This is a genomic window from Streptosporangium becharense (assembly GCF_014204985.1).
In the GTDB taxonomy this organism is placed as follows: domain Bacteria; phylum Actinomycetota; class Actinomycetes; order Streptosporangiales; family Streptosporangiaceae; genus Streptosporangium; species Streptosporangium becharense.
Window position 1 is genome coordinate 3,311,708 of sequence record NZ_JACHMP010000001.1, and the last position, 17,803, is coordinate 3,329,510.

General features: G+C 70.6%; 18 protein-coding genes. 16 read left to right on the forward strand and 2 right to left on the reverse strand.

Annotation, left to right across the window (positions count from 1 at the left end; genetic code table 11):
- Positions 1-110 precede the first annotated feature (110 nt).
- Positions 111-548 carry a hypothetical protein gene (locus tag F4562_RS14260; protein ID WP_184537788.1) on the reverse strand — a complete coding sequence of 146 codons (438 nt, stop codon included), beginning with the start codon at positions 546-548 and terminating at the stop codon, positions 111-113.
- Between the two features lie 1,325 nt (positions 549-1,873).
- On the opposite strand from F4562_RS14260, the gene F4562_RS14265 reads away from it, so the two are divergent.
- Together F4562_RS14265 and F4562_RS14270 are read left to right on the forward strand one after the other, a co-directional pair.
- Positions 1,874-2,551: a GntR family transcriptional regulator gene (locus F4562_RS14265; RefSeq protein WP_246473432.1), complete on the forward strand. Its 678-nt coding sequence runs from the start codon at positions 1,874-1,876 to the stop codon at positions 2,549-2,551.
- 43 nt (positions 2,552-2,594) lie between these two features.
- Positions 2,595-3,503 (forward strand): phosphotransferase family protein, encoded by a 909-nt coding sequence (locus F4562_RS14270; RefSeq protein WP_184537784.1) that lies wholly within the window; start codon positions 2,595-2,597, stop codon positions 3,501-3,503.
- Here F4562_RS14270 and F4562_RS14275 read toward each other — a convergent pair.
- A complete protein-coding gene (locus F4562_RS14275) occupies positions 3,500-4,861 on the reverse strand; it encodes an NsdA family TPR-like regulatory protein (RefSeq protein ID WP_184537782.1) in 1,362 nt (453 codons plus the stop codon). The two genes, F4562_RS14270 and F4562_RS14275, sit on opposite strands and share 4 nt — an antisense overlap.
- Positions 4,862-5,197: 336 nt before the next feature.
- On the opposite strand from F4562_RS14275, the gene F4562_RS14280 reads away from it, so the two are divergent.
- The 14 genes from F4562_RS14280 (at position 5,198) to F4562_RS14345 (ending at position 17,783) form a co-directional block, all read left to right on the forward strand.
- Positions 5,198-5,368, forward strand: a complete 171-nt coding sequence (locus F4562_RS14280; protein WP_184537779.1) for a hypothetical protein — start codon at positions 5,198-5,200, stop codon at positions 5,366-5,368.
- 162 nt (positions 5,369-5,530) lie between these two features.
- Positions 5,531-5,920, forward strand: a complete 390-nt coding sequence (locus F4562_RS14285; RefSeq protein ID WP_221206103.1) for a WhiB family transcriptional regulator — start codon at positions 5,531-5,533, stop codon at positions 5,918-5,920.
- 2 nt (positions 5,921-5,922) lie between these two features.
- Complete coding sequence (locus F4562_RS14290) at positions 5,923-6,096, forward strand: hypothetical protein (protein WP_184537777.1); 174 nt, start codon at positions 5,923-5,925, stop codon at positions 6,094-6,096.
- A 17-nt stretch (positions 6,097-6,113) separates the two neighbouring features.
- On the forward strand, positions 6,114-6,260 hold the full coding sequence (locus F4562_RS14295) for a hypothetical protein (RefSeq protein ID WP_184537775.1): 147 nt from the start codon (positions 6,114-6,116) through the stop codon (positions 6,258-6,260).
- A complete protein-coding gene (locus tag F4562_RS14300) occupies positions 6,257-7,186 on the forward strand; it encodes a DUF4097 family beta strand repeat-containing protein (RefSeq protein WP_184537773.1) in 930 nt (309 codons plus the stop codon). The genes F4562_RS14295 and F4562_RS14300 overlap by 4 nt, the downstream gene beginning before the upstream one ends.
- 20 nt (positions 7,187-7,206) lie before the next feature.
- On the forward strand, positions 7,207-7,905 hold the full coding sequence (locus tag F4562_RS14305; protein WP_184537771.1) for an NUDIX domain-containing protein: 699 nt from the start codon (positions 7,207-7,209) through the stop codon (positions 7,903-7,905).
- A complete protein-coding gene (locus F4562_RS14310; protein WP_184537769.1) occupies positions 7,902-8,738 on the forward strand; it encodes a DUF7739 domain-containing protein in 837 nt (278 codons plus the stop codon). The genes F4562_RS14305 and F4562_RS14310 overlap by 4 nt, the downstream gene beginning before the upstream one ends.
- A 97-nt stretch (positions 8,739-8,835) precedes the next feature.
- Positions 8,836-9,798, forward strand: coding sequence for a hypothetical protein (locus F4562_RS14315; protein ID WP_184537767.1), 963 nt, complete (start codon positions 8,836-8,838; stop codon positions 9,796-9,798).
- 124 nt (positions 9,799-9,922) lie between these two features.
- A complete protein-coding gene (locus tag F4562_RS14320) occupies positions 9,923-12,193 on the forward strand; it encodes an FtsK/SpoIIIE domain-containing protein (RefSeq protein WP_221206101.1) in 2,271 nt (756 codons plus the stop codon).
- A 140-nt stretch (positions 12,194-12,333) separates the two neighbouring features.
- The gene (locus F4562_RS14325) at positions 12,334-12,552 is read left to right on the forward strand and encodes a hypothetical protein (RefSeq protein WP_184537765.1); all 219 of its coding nucleotides are present in this window, start codon (positions 12,334-12,336) and stop codon (positions 12,550-12,552) included.
- 26 nt (positions 12,553-12,578) lie between these two features.
- Complete coding sequence (locus F4562_RS14330) at positions 12,579-13,283, forward strand: hypothetical protein (protein ID WP_184537763.1); 705 nt, start codon at positions 12,579-12,581, stop codon at positions 13,281-13,283.
- Positions 13,277-14,995 (forward strand): DNA cytosine methyltransferase, encoded by a 1,719-nt coding sequence (locus F4562_RS14335; RefSeq protein WP_184537761.1) that lies wholly within the window; start codon positions 13,277-13,279, stop codon positions 14,993-14,995. Before F4562_RS14330 ends, F4562_RS14335 begins: the two co-directional genes overlap by 7 nt.
- Complete coding sequence (locus tag F4562_RS14340; RefSeq protein WP_184537759.1) at positions 14,992-16,272, forward strand: bifunctional DNA primase/polymerase; 1,281 nt, start codon at positions 14,992-14,994, stop codon at positions 16,270-16,272. The genes F4562_RS14335 and F4562_RS14340 overlap by 4 nt, the downstream gene beginning before the upstream one ends.
- A complete protein-coding gene (locus F4562_RS14345; RefSeq protein WP_184537757.1) occupies positions 16,269-17,783 on the forward strand; it encodes a YfjI family protein in 1,515 nt (504 codons plus the stop codon). The genes F4562_RS14340 and F4562_RS14345 overlap by 4 nt, the downstream gene beginning before the upstream one ends.
- The last annotated feature ends 20 nt before the right edge of the window (positions 17,784-17,803 follow it).

A 17,803-nucleotide genomic window follows, 5' to 3' on the forward strand; every position in this document is an offset into this window, starting at 1 on the left:
GGGGCGGCGTCATGGGGCGGTCGTGCACTGCGGGGAGCGACGTAACGAGGGCGACATCACAGGTGGATGTCACGGATGGACGTCACAAGCCGCCCTCGCCCGCCGCGGTGTCAGCTGCCCTTGACGTAGATGGTCCGCCAGCCGGAGCACTGCCCCGTCGGCTGCTGGGACGTGCCCCGGCAGACCTTCGCCTTGATCTGCCGCGGGCCGCCGACTTCCTTACGGAACGTCACCGGCCTGTCGGCACAGTTCCGCTGGTTCACCGACCGCCATTTGCCGTCACGGAAACTCTGGTGACGCAGCAACAGCCACCCGCAGCCGGAAGGGGAGCTGTCGTAGAGCGTTCCATGGACTTCGAAAGCCGACTGGCCGACGAGCACCTTGCCGTAGGCGCGGGCTCCGTGGTCGACGGAGTGGATCGAGCTCCATTTCCAGACGGTGGGATCACTGGGTTCGTTGAGACGTGAGTCGGCCGAAGCCGCTGAACCGCCGAGAACGAGGACCGCGGCGGCGGTCGCGCTCAGCAGGACTCGAACGCCGGCATGCATGAGGAGCCTCCAAAGGGATGCGTGATCTTCCTTTCGATACGGGAAGGTAGATCCACACGCTTGGAAGTCACCAGAAGCAACTTGAGCCCTGCGACACGCCTGACTCCACTCCCCGGCCGCGTGAGGGCGGACCTCCGACACGCCTGGCTCCACTCCCCGGCCGCATGAGGGCAGAGTGGCGTGGGCGTCCTTCACCGCGTCCCCGCCAAGTGCGTCCACGGGCAGGGGGGGGAGCCACCCACAACGGATCAGCGACGCGCCGACATGAAGCGCATGACGTACGAGCAGTGACCCGCATGCTCCTCGGGTCCCTTCGACGTTCACGACCCGGTTCCGGGCGGCCCGGTTCTCACTCGCGAACCGCCCGGAAGGCCCGTACCCGCCTGGGAAACGCCACCAAGATCATTGCGCGCATATTGCGCGACCGTCGACACACGGCCGCTCGGGACGGCCTACGGCCGCAGGTCCCCAAAACGCAGAAGAGGCCCCGTGGGGCCTCTGAGCTGCTGGTGGCAGGTCCAGGGTTCGAACCTGGGTAGGCTGAGCCGACGGTTTTACAGACCCGCCACGAAAACGCTCTGACCTGGGAAGATACCGCTTCCTACAAGGTTCTTAGCACGCATTCAGCACGATCAAGGCTCAGAGCCCCTCCGGAGTGATCGGAATCCGGCGAATCCGATGGGTCCGGCCCCTGCCCGAACGGCCCTCTACGGCTATCTGAGAGGCCCAGTGTTCGCCGTGATCGCTTAATCCGGTTCCGTGTGCTCGTGCTCGCGCCACTCGGTCTTGCGATGCCGCCATAAGAGCAGGAAAGCCCATGCCGTCAGCACGGCTGGACCTACCCCGATCAGCGCGAGGACTACGCCGCCGACCTCGTAGCCATCCTCCCAGCCGACCAACCCCATGGAGGCGACCGGCAGACCCACCGCCGGCCACGCCAGGTACCCCTGGCGGTGACAGCGGTGACAGCATCGACGGAATGAGGAGGTTCCGCAGCTCAACGGCATCTTTAAGGTGTCACCCGTCTGGTTGACGGGTGGTGACAGCGGTGACAGCTACCGGAGGGGCTCCGGATTGTGTCACCGCCGTCAACGACTGTCACCTAGCCCGATGACAGCACGAACATAGCTCTCACCTGCGAGAACGACCGATTTCCTCGAATGTGTCACCGCTGTCACCGCAGCGGACGCAGGTCCGTAAGCCCCGGCCCTCCTTGGGCACCCTCTATGGTCATTCGGGAACCTCGGAGCTTGATCAATCCAGCGATGGACGCCAGGGCTTACCGTCGTAGCCTGGAGGGCAATGTTCCTCAGCGAGGGAGGACGATGAGTCAGAGCAACGATCAGCCCGCCTACCTCCGAATCGCGGATGACCTCCGCGCCCGGATTCAGGCCGGCGACCCGCCTCCGGGCGGCATGCTGGATTCCGACGCCGTCCTTGTGCGGACATACGGCGTTGCCCGAGGCACCGCCCGCCAGGCGGTTGCCGAACTGGAGCGTCTCGGCCTGGTAGTGAGCGAGATGGGTCGGGGCAGACGCGTCGTCGGTAACGTGCCCGGTGAATCCGGCCCCCCCTCGACCCGATACGAGACCGTAGCCGCGGCTCTACGTCAGGACATCGCCAGCGGCAAGCTCGCGCAAGGCAGTCAACTCCCCCGAGAGGCGACGCTAGCTGAGCAGCATGGAGTGTCCAAGGGGACCGCGCGTCAGGCGCTTCAGATGCTGGCCGCCGAGGGCCGGATCGCAGCGGTTCATGGGAAAGGCTGGTTCGTGGGCGACGCACAGGGCGCGTTGACCCGCACTGACGAGGTTGCGGACTCCATCCGGAAAGCCATTCTTGCGGGAGAATTCCCGAAAGAATCCCGCATTCCCGGTGAATCAGCACTCGCTGAGCAGTACGGCGTAGCGCGAGTTACCATAAGACGTGCCGTAGCCCTGTTGGAAGCAGAGGGGATCATTAAAAGCAGGAGAGGGGTAGGGCGAATCGTCACCCAATCCTCTTGATAATCGACATACCGCGCATCGACCAAGGAACTGGCAGGCTCCATTGAACGAGTCGCGAACCAATCCCCCGCCCTTCACCGCCTCCGAGGCACGCAAAACTCTTGATGCCGCATGCCGGAAAACCGGCCTCCACGCAGAAGACGCGGTACTCCTCCGTCTTGGCGAAAACGCCATATTCCAGCTCTCAACAGAGAAGGTGGTCGTCAGAATCGCCCGTAGCGCCGAAGTCCTTCCCGATGCGGCGAAAGAAGTTGCCGTTGCCGAATGGCTACGCGAATCAGGTCTACCAGCGTCGGAGCCTGCGGACTACGGGCAGCCCTTGATGGTCAGAGATAGACCGGTCACCTTCTGGCGCCTGATCGATAACAACGGCGGAAAGGCGAGCGTGAGAGACCTTGCCCGGATTCTCCGGCAACTTCACCATCTCCCTGTCCCTCCCGAGCTGCCTCTACCCGCGTTCGACATCTTCGGACGCGTTTCCGAACGCATCGCCAAGACCGAGGCGCTCTCGGATCGGGATCACGAGTTCCTCGCGGTCCGTCTCGCCGACCTGCGTGAGAAGTACGCGAACCTTCGATACCCCCTGCCTCCATGCGCAGTGCACGGGGATGCTCACCAGCAGAACCTGATCGTTGCTCTCGACGGCACGGTCTTGCTTATCGACTTCGAGCGGTTCGCCTTCGGGCCACCGGAAACGGACTTGGCCGTCACTGCGACGGAACGTCTCATCGGCTGGCACACCGCCGAAGATTACGAGAACTTCGCCAGCGCCTACGGATTCGATGTCATGACCTGGGAAGGCTTCCCCGTAGTCCGCGCAATCAACGAGCTGAAGATGACCACCTGGCTCATGCAGAACGTCAGCGAGAGTGAACGGGTCGCCCAGGAGTTCAGAACGCGCTTCGCCTCGCTCCATGACGATGAGGCGCCACGTCTGTGGACGCCGTTCTAAGTGATCGACGGGTACTTGCCGGCCACCAGTTCCCGGAAACTCTCGATCTCACGATTTCCGCGGTATTCCTTCAGGTCTGCGCAGAGATCGGAGACGTACCGGAGATAGCGCATCGACTTGAGAGACCCGGCAAGCTCTACAGCTTCGGCCGCCAGGACGGCAGCTTGGCACGGCTCACCCTGGTGAACGTACGTAGCGGCCTGCACCAGACGGATGAATGCGAGAGTACGAGCGTAAACAGGATCGGTGAGTTCAAGACACCTCCCGACGAATTCTTGCGCGATACGCGGTTTCCGCAGATCCCGGAAACAGTGCGCACCTTCGCCCGCCAATTCGGCGTCATCGAAATAGCTGATCCACTCGGGGTCGTCGGCGACGTTCCGGCCTTCGAAGAGCTTTTCCGCCTCGCGCAGTGCCCGGGAGCACGCCGCATCGTCGCCGTTCCCCGCCTGGGCTCTCGCTTCCATGGCAAGAAAGCTCGCCATGGTGGTGGCGCTCGCGACCCCCTTCGAGCCTTCCTGCGCTGCCCTCGCAAGTTGTATCGCCTGCTGGAAGTTTCCCAGGTAGTTCGCCTGGTGGCTCATGTTGCCGAGCAACCGCCCCCCGAGCATGCGGTCACCCGCCGCCTGTGCGAGGCGTAACGCCTGGATCATGTAGCGCTGGGCAAGACCGTGGCGCCCCAGGTCATAGGCAGTCCAGCCGAGGAGCTGAGCGACTTCGGCAGCGGCGGAGAACAGCTCTCGTCCGACAGACTCGGTGAACTTCCCTTCCAGGAGCGGGCTCACGTCGCGAACGTAGTACTGCGCCAGGGCCGCGCGAGCGTGCCCGCCGCCGAACTGGAAGTCCAGTTTCATGAAGAGCTGCGTGGTCATCCGGACGGCCCGGACATCGGACTCTCCCACGTTGACCTGTACACCGTTCCCCGCCGACAGCGGCTCGGGCCTTGACAGCAACCACGTCAGAAGCGGCTGTGTCCATGCGGAGGGCACCACGGCAGCCTCTACGGCGAGCGGATCGTCCGCCAGATCCCTGCGGGTGAGCCCGAGCAGCCGGGAACCGACCCCGGGCACGGCATCGGCGTACTCAAGTCCCTGCTCCAGGGTCGTCGGCGTGAGCACCGCACCCATGCCGATGTCCTCCAGGGAGAACCTCACGCCGGCTTTGCGGCTGAGCGCCTCGGCTATGAACTTCGCCGTCGCGGGACGCGGCCGGACTCCGTCAAGCCAGCGCTTGACGTCCACGTGCGTGCATCGGAGGGTCACGCCCTCCTCCTGCGCAATGAGCTGGACCCGCGACGCGAGCCCCTTGTTCGAACAGTCGGCCCGGCGCATGGCCTCGACCAACGCGAGGTTGGGCATCCGGGACATCCTCACCTCCGATCATGTCGTCAAGGTCAGGATGACCCGTGTCAAGACCCCTCGACCAGTTCTTCGGCGAAATCCGTAGATCTTGTTCGTCCAGCTCAGGGGATAAATCACCCCCGAAAATCACCCCTTAAGCAACTGGGCACTCCCACGATCACGCTGCCCTACGCCCTCTGCCCTGCGGTTTCCTGGAGTCAGTCACAGCGGCCGAGGCCAAGCGCGGCGGAACCTCAGAAGAAGCCAAGCCCAAAGCCTTGACTCCTGGCGACTGTACATGTTCCATATCTCTTAGAACCTGTACAGCAGGTTCCGATCCGAAAGGGAACCACGATGCTTCCGGCTCCCAAGATCCACCGCTTCCTGCCGTTCCTGCTCATGGCCCTGGCCCTGGTCTTCATCGTCCGGCAGCCGGACAAGGCCGCAGCCGTCGCCACGGGCGCCGTGACCGGCCTGATGACGGTGACCGACGCGCTCGTCACGTTCGCCAGCAGCCTCGGCTGACCCACCCACGAAAACGGGGCGGCCCCATCCGCCAAGACACGGGCCGCCCCCTCTACTCCGAGACAGGAGCAACCTCATCATGACCTACGGGTCCATCCTCCAGAAGACCGCGACCGGGTCGCCCTGGTTGCCGCCGGGCACGGCGAGCACCTGGGTGTGCCGGTGCGGCGGCATCAACCCGCGCACCTCGACGAACTGCCGCAGGTGCCGCCGATGAACGCCCGTTCCTGGCTGCGCCGCCTCTACGCCGAGCAGATCCAGCGCAGGCGCGAGCTGCGCCGGGCGATGCTCGCCGCCGGCCCGGCCTGCACCGACGCCCCCGAGCTGTTCACCACCCCGGACCTGTTCGAGCCCGAGCAGGATGCGGCCCGGCAGGAGCGGGAGGCCGCCGCCGCGCGGATCTGCGCCACCTGCCCGGCCCGGACCGCGTGCCTGGCCTACGCCCTGGCCATCCGCCCCTCCGAGGGCGTGTGGGCGGGCCTGACCGCCGCGGAGATCCGCGCGGTGGCCCTGCACCGGGCCGCGACCGGCCCCGGACAGGAGGTGGCCTGACCATGGCGCGCTTCTCCTGCCCCGACTGCGGGTCCCGCTCGTGCACCGCCATCGGCTGCCGCCGCTGCGGAACCGCCACCGCCCGCCCGATCCAGCGCTGCCCCGTCCACGGCGCCCGCTGCCTGGCCGCCTGCCGGATGTGCCGCACCATCGCCCGTTCCCAGTCCGGCCTCTGACCCCGGAGGTGATCCGCATGCCCCGCGCTCGCACCTGCTGCCCGCGCTGCCGCACCGCCCTCGACGGCGGCCCGGTGCTCTTCTACTGCACCTCGTGCCGCCGCGCCGTCTACGCCGCCGACCTGTCCGCCGAGGTCGCCACCGCTCCGAGGAGGCCCGCATGAGCACCACTGAGCGGACCCTGTCCGCCCCGATGCCCGGCCCCGTCGTCGTCGACCTGACCATGCCCTCCGGGCTGATCGAGGTCACCGTCGGCGACGTCGACCGCGCCGAGATCACCCTGACCAGCGACGCCCCGACCGACAGCCCCGCCGCCCGCGCCATCGCCGCCGCCACCCTGAGCGCCGACGCCCGCGTGGTGACGGTCGGCGTCCCCACTCCCGAGCACGACAGCGTGACCGTCATCTCCGGCACCCGCGGCGGACGCATCGTCGTCTCCGGCACCACCACCTCCGGAATCATCGTCTCCGGCGGAACCGTCCACATCTCCGGCACGATCCTCAGCGCCGGCAACCACGTCGCCGCCGTCTCCAGCGCCGCTCTCACCCCCGGCGTCCGCGTCACGGTTCGCCTGCCGCGCGGCTGTGCCCTGCGGATCGACACCCGCTCCGCGCACGTCACCACCCGCGGCGACCTGGAATGGATCGACTTCGTCTCCGTCTCCGGCGACCTGACCGCGCAGGCGTGCGGCAAGCTCACCGCCTCCACCAGCAGCGGCGACGTGCGCGCCGAGTTCGCCGACGGCGCCGTGGTGCGCACCATCTCCGGAGACATCCGCCTGGGCCGCACCGAGACCGCCATCCTGTCGGCCACCTCCGGTGACATCACCATCGGCGACTTCGGCGGATCGGCCCGGCTGAGGACCGTCTCCGGCGACATCACCGTGCACGCCACCGAACCCGGCCAGGTGAGCGCGTCGGCGACCTCCGGCGACATCACCGTCACCGCCCCCGCCGACCTGGCCGCCGGCACCGGCGAGAACGCCCTGACCGTGGACGCCCGCTCGGTCACCGGTGACGTGCGCATCCCCCGCCCCCCGTCCGCCCCGGCCCGGCCGCGCCGCCCCCGCCGCGGCGGCTCGCCCCTGTGACCTTCCAAAACGGAGACGACATGAACCAGACCACCCGCACCTACACCCACCCCGACGTGCTGACCACCGGTGTCCGCGACGGCTGGGCCGACCCGGAGACCGACCCGACCCGCATCGACTGGGCCGTCCGCCAGGCCGCCGCCGCGATCCCGTTCGCCGTGGTGGACGGCCGCCCGGTCAGCCCCGGCGCGCCGACCGGCATCCGCTACGGCCGCAACGAACTCGGCCACTGGGGCGAGCAGGTCTGCGCCGACGCCCTCGTCACCGCCACCGACGAGCACGGCCACCGCTGGCTGGTCATGGTCGAACGCGGCGACGGCCACGGCTGGGCGATCCCCGGCGGCACGGTCGACCCCGGCGAGGAACCGGCCGACGCCGCGGTCCGCGAGCTGGCCGAGGAGACCGGCCTCGACCTCGGCGAGGCGCACTGGCAGGTGCCCCCGGCCCGCTACGTGCCCGACCCGCGCGCCAGCGATGAGGCGTGGATGGTGACCGTGCCCGCCCGCTGCCACCTGGGGACCCTCGCCCGCGCCGACCTGCCCGCCGTGACCGGCGCCGACGACGCCAAGCGGGCCGCGTGGGTGCGCGCCGACAGCTACACCACCCTGACCGCCTCCCTGAAGGCGACCTACGGCGGACGCGTGTTCGCCGCCCACGAGGACCTGCTGCGCGACCTCCTCGACCGGCCCGCCCCCACCCCGGCCGGTGAACGCCGATGAGCCCCGACCCGACTACCACCACCGTCGGCACCGGCCCGAGCGGGCCGGCGCCGCGGGTGCTGCTGAGCGACCCGGCCGGACTGTTCACCACCCTGGCCCGGCTGGCCCTGCCGCCCGGCTCTTATGTGATCTGCGGATCGGCCGCCCTGTACGTGCGCGGACTGCGCGCCCACCTCGGCGACCTCGACGTCCTGGCCACCGGCCGCGCCTGGGACATCGTCACCCGCCTGGGCGCCCCGCGCCCGGCCCCCTCCGGGCACGGCCGGCTCATCGACCACCCGGCCGCAGCGATCGAGTTCACCGACCGCTGGACCCCCGGCTGGGACACCCACCACCTGATCGCCTCCGCCGACCTCATCGACGGCCTGCCCTTCATGCGCCTGGGCGACGTCCTGGCCTGGAAACAGACCGCCCGCCGCCCCAAGGACCTGCCCGACATCGCCGCCATCCACCGGCTGAGGCAGGTCTGGTCCGGCCGGCCCGCCGCCGCCCGCACCGTCCCGACCGTCTCATCCGACAAGGAGCCCACCATGGGCATGTTCTTCGGCCGCAACACCGGCAGCCGCTCCTACACCTACACCGCCGAGCTGGCCGGCAAGCTCACCCGCAAGGGCGCCAACACCTCCACCGGCGCCGGTCACCTGCTCGCCTACATGTCCGGCACGCTCGGCGGCGACGAGCGCACCCTGTGCCCGGAGGAGGCCGAGCAGGCCGCCCGCTCCATCGAGCAGGCCGCCAAGAAGCTGTCGCGCGGTGACCGGCGGATCGCCGAGCAGATCGCCGCCGACGCCAGGGCCGCCGCCGACGCCCGCCGCCCGTGGACCATCGGCTGACCGGACGGAGACCGATCATGACCACCTTGGCTCACATCATCATCGTCACCGGCATCTTCCTCGGGATCATGTCCCTGGCGGCCCTGTGGGGTGGCCGATGAGCATCACCACCCCGACCCCGGAGCCCACCCCCGACGACGTCGCCCGCGGTCTGGCCGAGATCGAGCGCCACCTGACCGAGCAGGCGCCCTCCACCCCGCGACCGGCCCCGGCGAAGCCTGCGCTTCCTGCGGGCGAGACCCGCCGCGTGCAGCGACTGCGCGCGGAGGTCGCCGAGGCGCACGCGCTGGCCGCGCTCCAGGACGACGACGCCCCGCTCACGGTGGAAACACCCAAGGTCCGCAAGCGCCGCAAGGCCGCCCAGGAAGCCGCCCGGCTGCACGCCCTCGACTCCGACCCGGCCATGCGCGCCTTGCAGGCCGCCCGGATGCGCCGCCTGCTCGTGACCGCCGCCATGGTCTGCCTGACCCTCGCCCTCGGCTGGTCCACCGCCGGCGTGCAGAAGTTCGCCGCCGACGGCGCCCCGCCCTGGTCACCCGGCTGGGTGTTCGCCTGGTTCGTCGAGCCGTTCGTCTCCCTGGCCCTGCTGGTCATCGTCGGTGCCCGCGCCTACCTGGCCATCCAGGGCCGCCCGCTCACCCATCCGACCCTGGTGCGGATCGAGCGGCTGTTCTTGGGCCTGAGCCTGGGCATGAACGCCTGGCCCTACCTGCCGTGGTCCCTGCCCGCGGGCGAGGCGTTCAGCATCGCCGCGCTGGCCATCCACCTGATCGGCCCGATCATCGCGGTCACGCTCGTGATGGCCCTGCCGATCATCCTCGCCGGGTTCACCACCCTGGACCACGGCCTCCCTACCGGCGCCCCTACTGGCCCTACGTACAGGGCGAACATCGGCGTCGGCGGGGCCGACATCGCGGCTCTGGCCGACCGGGCGCGCCTGCTGATCGAAGACGGCGAACTGCCCGCCAACCCCAGCGCGACCCGGATTCAGCGGACCCTGCGGTGCGGCATGGACACCGCCCGCGCGGTGCGCGACGCCCTGGCCGACGGGAGGACCTGATGCCCGCTCCCGGCCACCGCACCCCGTTCCCGATCCGTCCCGTACGGGACGCGGCCCCATCCGCCAAGACAACGGCCGCGCCCCGCAACCCCGCCCCCATCACTGACAACGAGGTGACCTCATCATGACCGACATCCCGACCGAGACCAACGGCCACCGCCCCACCGACCCGGCCGCGCCCCTGGAGTTGACCGTTCTTCCCGCCCGTCCGCCGGTCGGGGCGGAGGGCGACGGCCCCGGCGCCGAGGTGGTGTCCATCGAGACCGCCCGCGACCGCCGCACCCCCTCCCCGCTCACCGTGCCCGCCCCGCGCCCGGAGACCCCGGCCGGCGCCCCGGCCCCGGTGCTGGAGGGCGAGGTCGTCCGGGTGGACGTCCTCGGCGAGGCGGACCGCGACTGGCGGGCCGAGCTGGCGGAGAAGAACCGCACCCGCCGCCCGATCGTCCCGCTGTGGCTGCGCTCGCGTACCGATGCGATCGAGACGCTGAGGTGGGCGGGTGAGTACGCCGCTTACGTGGCCGGTTACCAGCTCGCCCGTACCCCGCTGTACGCCGGGCGGCTGGCCGTGCGCGCCCCGCGCGGCCTGGCCCGGCTCGTGGCCGGCATGGTCCGGTGGACCTTCGACCTGGAGGGCGAGCCGGTCCGGCTGTCGGCGGTGCAGAAGGCCGACCCCGAGGCGTACCTGAAGCTGTCGCGGCAACGCGATTCGCGGGTGCGGTTACGGGTGTGGGTGTCCGGGGCCGCGCTGGTCACGCTGCTGATCGCGTCCATCATCGTCGCGTCCGTGCCCACCGCCGCCCAGTGGACGGCGCTGGCCGTGGCCGTGGCCGTCCTGGGGGTCATCGGCCGCCCGGCCGACCGGCCGCTCATCGACCGCGCCGTCATCCCGACCCGGGTGGAAAAGCTCACCAGCGACATCGTGGTGCGCGCGCTGACCGTGCTGGGCGTGTCCGGGCTCAACGCCAAGGCCGACGTCAACTTCGTCGCCCCCATCACCCGCGACGGCCCCGGCTGGCGGGCCGATGTGGACCTGCCCTACGGGGTGACCGTCACCGACGTCATGGACAAGCGCGAACGGCTCGCCTCGGCGCTGCGCCGCCCGCTGGGCTGCATCTGGCCCGAGGGCGACTCCTCCATCCACGAGGGGCGGCTGATCCTGTGGGTCGGCGACAAGGACCTGTCCAAGACCATCGTCAAGTCCCCGCTGGACAAGGCCGGCTCCCACGACGTGTTCAAGGGCATCCCGTTCGGCAACGACCCGCGGGGCCGCCTGGTGACGGTGCCCATCATCGAGCACAACATCCTGATCGGCTCCCAGCCCGGCCAGGGCAAGACCGCCTCGGTGCGCGAACTGGCCGCCGGCATCGTGCTCGACGTGACCACCGAGGCGTGGTTCCACGAGCTGAAGGGCACCGGCGACCTCGACCCGTACGAGAAGGTCTGCCACCGCTACGTCTCGGGCATTGACGACGCCTCCATCGGCTACGCCGCCGACTCTCTGGCGCTGCTGCGCAAGGAGGTGATGCGCCGCGCCGCCGCGCTGAAGACCCTGCCCGCCGACCTGTGCCCGGACCGGAAGGTCACCCGCGCCATCGCCGACAAGCGGTCCCTGGGCCTGCACCCGCTGGTGTGCATCATCGACGAGTGCCAGAACCTGTTCGCCCACGCCGAGTACGGCGACAAGGCCGGTGAGGACGCCGAGTTCATCATCAAGCTCGGGCGTGCCCTGGGCGTGGTGCTGATCCTGGCCACCCAGCGCCCGGACAAGGACAGCCTGCCCACCGGCATCTCCGCGAACGTGTCCATCCGGTTCTGCCTGCGGGTGGCCGGCCAGCTCGAAAACGACATGATCCTGGGCACGTCGGCGTACAAGAACGGTATCCGCGCCACCGTCTTCCAGCCCAAGGTGGACGCCGGGACCGGCTACCTGGTCGGCGCCACCCCGATGGCCAAGGTGGTCAAGGCCGCCTACCTCGACACTCCGGCCACCCAGCGCATCGCCGACCGGGCGCACGCGCTGCGCGCCGCAGCCGGGGTGCTGTCCGGGCACGCCGCCGGTGAGCAGCCCGAGGCCACCGCCCCGGCCTACGACCTGCTGGCCGACATCGCCGCGGTGCTGGCCGCGGGTGAGGCCAAGGTGTGGAACGAGACCGTCGTCGACCGCCTCGCCGACCTGCGCCCGGAGGTGTACGGGCCGTGGGCCGAACAGGAAGGACCGGCCAGGACCGCTCAGCTCACCAACGCGCTCAAGCCCTACGGGATCAAGACGGGGCAGGTGTGGGGCACCCCGCCCGGTGGTGGTAAGGGCGCCAACCGGATCGGCATCGTCCGTGACGACATCCTGACCGCCATCACCGAGCGTGACGGAAAGAAGGGGTTCGGCGCCGGTTCCTGACCCCGGATTCGCCTCTAGGTCTAGAGGCTGCCCCCTCTAGACCTAGAGGCCCGCCTAGAGGCCCATTCGCTGATCTACCAGCGGCCTAGCGCCTAGAGCGCCACCTGCGAAAACCTCGGAAACGGCCCCGGAGGCCCCTCATGGCAACCGCCATCGCCCTGCTAGGACTCTGCCTACCCGTCGTCACGCTCTGCTACATCGCTCGGTGCCTGATCTCCCCGTGGGGGACCTGCCGCCGGTGCGCGCCGGGCGGCAAGAACCGCACCTGCCGCGCCTGCAACGGCACCGGGATGCGACCCCGCCTCGGCTGGCAGCTGTTCGTCCACTTCCGCCGTCTGCACCGCGACGGCACCCGCTGACCACCTCGAAACGGAGACCACCTGCCATGACCACCCAGACCACCGCCACCCGCCCCGGCGAGATCACCCTGACCATGACCGGCCGCGAGCTGCGCCACTTCCTCGGCGCGGTCCTGCCGCACGCCGGCACCGACCCCGGGTTCCCGCCGCTGACCATGGTGACCCTCGACGCCGCGGACGGTCACCTGCACGCGCTGGCCACCGACCGCTACACCCTCGGCATCACCCGCCACCCGCTGCCCGAGCCGACGCCCGGCCAGCTTACGGTGACCGTGCCCGCCGCCGCCCTGCGGGCGGTCACCCGCCAGATCGCCCCCCGCGCCGACGTGCGGCTCACCCTCACCGGTGAGGGCCTGACCATCGAGCAGCTCAGCGACCCGCACCTGACCTACCGCCTGCCTGCCTCGACCGAGCACCCGTTCCTGCCCGACTGGCGTCCCTGGCTGGCCCAGCGCGCCCGTCTGGCACCGGACCCGGTGCTGACCGGACCGCGCGGCGTAGCGCTGAACCCCGCCTACCTGGCCCGGTTCCGCGCCGCGACCCGCGACGGCCTGCCGCTGGAGCTGCGCCCCGCCGGCAAGGCCCTGTTCGTCACCTGCGGCACCCACTTCCTCGGCGTGCTCATGCCCATGGACCTGAGCCAGGCCCGCGCCGCCACCCCGGACCCGCTGACCGGCTGGCTGCCCGCCGTCCCCGCCGCCGTTGCCACCCTGGGGAGGGTCGCGTGCTGACGCTCATGGACTGGTTCTGCGGCGCCGGCGGCTCCTCCCAGGGCGCCCACGCGGTCCCCGGCGTCCGGGTCACCCTGGCCGCCAACCACTGGGCCCGCGCCATTGAGTCCCACGCCGCGAACTTCCCCGAGACCGACCACTACCAGGGCGACATCCGCACCGCCCCGGTCGAGCGGTGGCCCGTCGCCGACATCTTCTGGGCCTCCCCGGAATGCCCGCAGTGGTCCGTCGCCCGCGGTAAGACCCGCGACTTCGCCACCTCGATGCAGGGCGAACTCTTCGGCCCGGAGAAGGACGAGGAAGTCGAACGCTCCCGCGCCCTCATGGAAGAAGTCCCCATGTACCTGCGCGGCGTCCAGGACCGCGGAGGACTCGTCCTGGCCGGTGTCGTCGAGAACGTCGTCGACGTCCGCGCCTGGGACCAGTGGGACCGCTGGCTGGGCGAGATCCGCAAGCTCGGCTACCGCACCCGCACCATCGCGCTGAACAGCATGCACGCCCACGGCACCCGCACCCCTGCCGCCCCGCAGTCCCGCGACCGGCTGTACGTCGCCTACTGGCACACCTCGCTGGGCCGGACCCCGGACTGGGACAAGTGGCTGCGGCCCACCGCCTGGTGCTCCGGCTGCGAGGCCTGGGTGTCGGCGATCCAGGTGTTCAAGACCTTCGGCGCCGACATGGGCCGCTACCGGCAGCAGTACGTCTACCGGTGCCCCAACGCGACGTGCCGATCCCAGGAAGTCGAACCTCACGCCCTGCCCGCCGCCGCGGCCATCGACTGGAGCCTCCCCGGGCAGCGCATCGGCGACCGCACCAAGCCTCTGGCTGACAAGACTCTCGCGCGGATCCAGGCGGGGCTGAAGAAGTACGCCCGGCCGCTGATGGTCCCTGCGGGCGGGACGTGGCGCAACGACGCGGCGCCGGTCACCGATCCGATGCCGACCCGCACCACCCGAGAAAACGACGGCGTGGCCATCCCGCCGTTCATCACCGAACTGCGCGGTGGCAGCAACGTCCGCGCCATCACCGAACCGCTCACCACCGTCGCGACGTCCGGCGGGCATCACGGGCTGGCCGTACCGCCGCTGCTCATCCCGGTCGAGGGCCGCGACGGCAAGGAGCCGAGCCCGGCCACCTCACCCCTGCGCACCCAGACCGCCCGTAATGAAACCGGCTTGGCCTGGCTGCCGTTCGTCGCCGAGCTCCGCGGCGGCGGCTCCGTCGCCCGCCCGGTCACCGAGGCCCTGGCCACCGTGACCGCCTCCGGCAACCACCACGGCCTCGTGGCCCCAGCCGGACTGGTCATGCGCAACAACACCCCGCGCGGCGACGCGGGCTACCTGTCCACCCCGGTCAACGAGCCGTTCCGATCCCTCACGACGGCCGGCCACCAGTCCCTCATCACCTGGGAGACGCTGCTCGTGCCGTACTACGGCAACGGGCACGCCCGCCAGGCCGCCGAACCGATTGGCACCCTGTCCACCCGCGACCGGTACGCCGTCGTCAACGGCCTCGACGACGTCCTGTTCCGGATGCTCGAACCCCACGAGATCGGCCGCGCCATGGCCTTCGGTGAGACCTACACCGTGATCGGCAACAAGCGGGAGAAGGTCCGCCAGTACGGCAACGCCGTCACCCCGCCCGTCGCCGAGCTCATCGTGTCCGCCCTGGTCGAGGCCATCACCGGCACCGACCTGGAGCGCGCCGCATGAGCGCCCCCGCCCGGCGGGTGCTGGTGACCGGCTCGCGCGCCTGGACCGACACCGCGACGATCCGCACCGCGCTCGCCATGCAGTGGGGCGACGGCACCGCTGTCCTGGTCACCGGCGCCTGCCCGCGCGGCGCGGACGCCCTCGCCGAGCAGGTCTGGTCCGGTTGGGGCGGGCGCGTCGAGCGCCACCCCGCCGACTGGACCGGCCCGCACCGCACCCGCGCCGGGCTGGTCCGCAACGCCGCGATGGTGGCGCTCGGCGCGGATGTCTGCCTGGCCTTCATCCGTGACCACAGCCCCGGCGCCAGCCACACCGCCCGCCTGGCCGATGCCGCGGGCATCCCCGTCCACCGCTACCCGCACCCAGAACAGGAGCCCGCCATGACCAGCACCGAGCAGCTACGCTACGCCCTGGCCTGTGCCGCCCGCGGCTGGCACGTCTTCCCGCTCACCCCCGGCGACAAGCGGCCCGTCAAGGGCTTCACCGACTGGGAGGGGAACGCCACCACCGACCCCGCACGCATCCGGCGCGTCTGGTCGCGGACGCCGTTCAACATCGGTGTCGCCTGCGGCCCGTCCCGGCTCGTGGTCATCGACCTGGACATGCCCAAGCCCGGCCAGACCCCCCCGCCGGCGTGGGACCTGCCCGGCATCACCGACGGTTCGGCCGTCTTCACCCACCTGTGCGAGCAGGCCGGAAAGGAGCGGCCCGACCGCACGTTCACCGTGCTGACCCGCCGCGGCGGCGCGCACCTGTACTTCACCGCCCCGGTAGGAGTGCGGCTGCGCAACACCAGCGGCACCCTGGGATGGCTGATCGACACCCGCGCCTGCGGCGGCTACGTCGTCGGCCCCGGCAGCCACGTCACCCTGCCCGACGGCACCGGCCCCTACTGCGTGATCGACGCCTCCGACCCCGCGCCGCTGCCCGAGTGGCTGGTCACCCGGCTCACAGTCCCCGACCCGCCCCCGCCTTCGGCCACACCGGTGCCGCTGCCGCACGCCGGCCAGCGCCTCACCCGCTACGCCCTGGCCGCCCTGCACGGCGAGACCGACCGCGTTCGCACCGCCGCCCCCGGCTCCCGCAACCACACCCTCAACGCCGCCGCGTTCGCCCTCGGGCAACTCATCGGCGCCGGAGCGCTGCCGCGCCCGCTCGCCGAAGACGCGCTCACCGCCGCCGGACACGCCGCCGGGCTGTCGGCCCGCGAGGTGGCCGCCACCGTCCGCTCCGGCCTCGACGCCGGCCAGCGCCGACCCCGGCAAGGCGCCGCATGAGCGCCGAGATCGTGCCCTGGCCCGACGAGCAGCCCGCCGCGCCGCGCACCTGGGAGACCCCCCTCCCACTCGGTGCGCGGCCCGCACTGCCCGTCTTCCCCGCGCACGTCTTCCCGAGCTGGCTGGCCGACTTCGTGACCGCACTGGCCACCGAGACCCAGACCCCACCAGACCTGCCCGGCTGCATCGCCCTGGCCGCCATCTCCACCGCCGCCGGCGGACGCGCCCTGGTCACCGTACGCGGCACCTGGGCCGAGCCGGTCAACATCTACACCGTGGTGGCCATGCCGCCCGGCTCCCGCAAGTCCCCGGTGTTCCGCGCGATCGTCGGCCCGCTGCTGGCCGCCGAGAAACTCCTCCAGGAGCAGATCAAACCGCAGATCACCGAAGCCCGCATCGCGCAGAAGGTCGCCCAGGAAGCCGCGGAGAAGGCCACCCACAAGGCCACCACCGCCCGCGGGGAAGCCATGCCCGCCGCGCTGGCCGAAGCCCAAAGCGCCGCCCTGGCCGTGGACGGCATCACCGTCCCGGTAGAGCCCCGCCTGGTGTCCGACGACGCCACCCCCGAGACCGCCACCACTCTGCTCACCGAGCAGGGCGGACGGCTCGCGGTGCTGTCGGCCGAAGGCGGGATCTTCGCCACGCTGGCCGGCCGCTACTCCGGCACCCCGAACCTGGACCTGTTCCTCAAGGGCCACGCCGGAGACCTGCTCATCGTGGACCGCCGCGACCGCCGCGAACGCGTCGACAACCCCGCGCTCACGCTCGGACTCGCCGTCCAACCCGAAATCATTACCGAGATCGCCAAGTCCCCGGGGTTCCGCGGCAAGGGACTGCTGGGCCGCATCCTCTACAGCCTGCCCGCCTCCAACGTCGGCTACCGCGAGATCGAGCCGGACCCGATTCCGGAGCTGGTGACCGCGGTCTACGCCGCGAACCTGGAACGGCTCGTGCTGACCATGCACGGCTGGACCGACCCCGCCCGGCTCATCCTGTCCCCGGAAGCCGCCGAGCTGTTCGCGAAGCAGCGCCGCCACACCGAACCCCGGTTACGGCCCGAGACCGGCGATCTCGGGCACATCGCCGACTGGGCCGCCAAGTTCGACGGCGCCGTTGCCCGCATCGCCGGACTACTGCACCTGGCCAGCCACATCGACGACGGCTGGCGCCACCCCATCGACGGCCCCACCATGGCCGCCGCCATGGAGCTGGGCGCCTACTTCACCGCCCACGCGCTGGCCGCCTTCGACGCCATGGGCGCCGACCCCGACCAGGAAGCCGCCCGCACCGTTCACGAATGGCTCACCCGAACCCGACCCGAGCGCTTCACCCGTCGTGAGGCCCACCGCGCGATGCAACGCCGCTTCAAGAAGGCCGCCGACCTCGATCCGGCTCTCGACCTGTTGGAACACCTCGGCTGGATTCGCCGAGAGCCCGACCTGCCCGGCATGCGCGGCAACCCCTCGCCGCGCTACGCCGTCCACCCCGACTTGTGCCAGCCCACCGCCTGATCACCGAAGAGGAGACATCA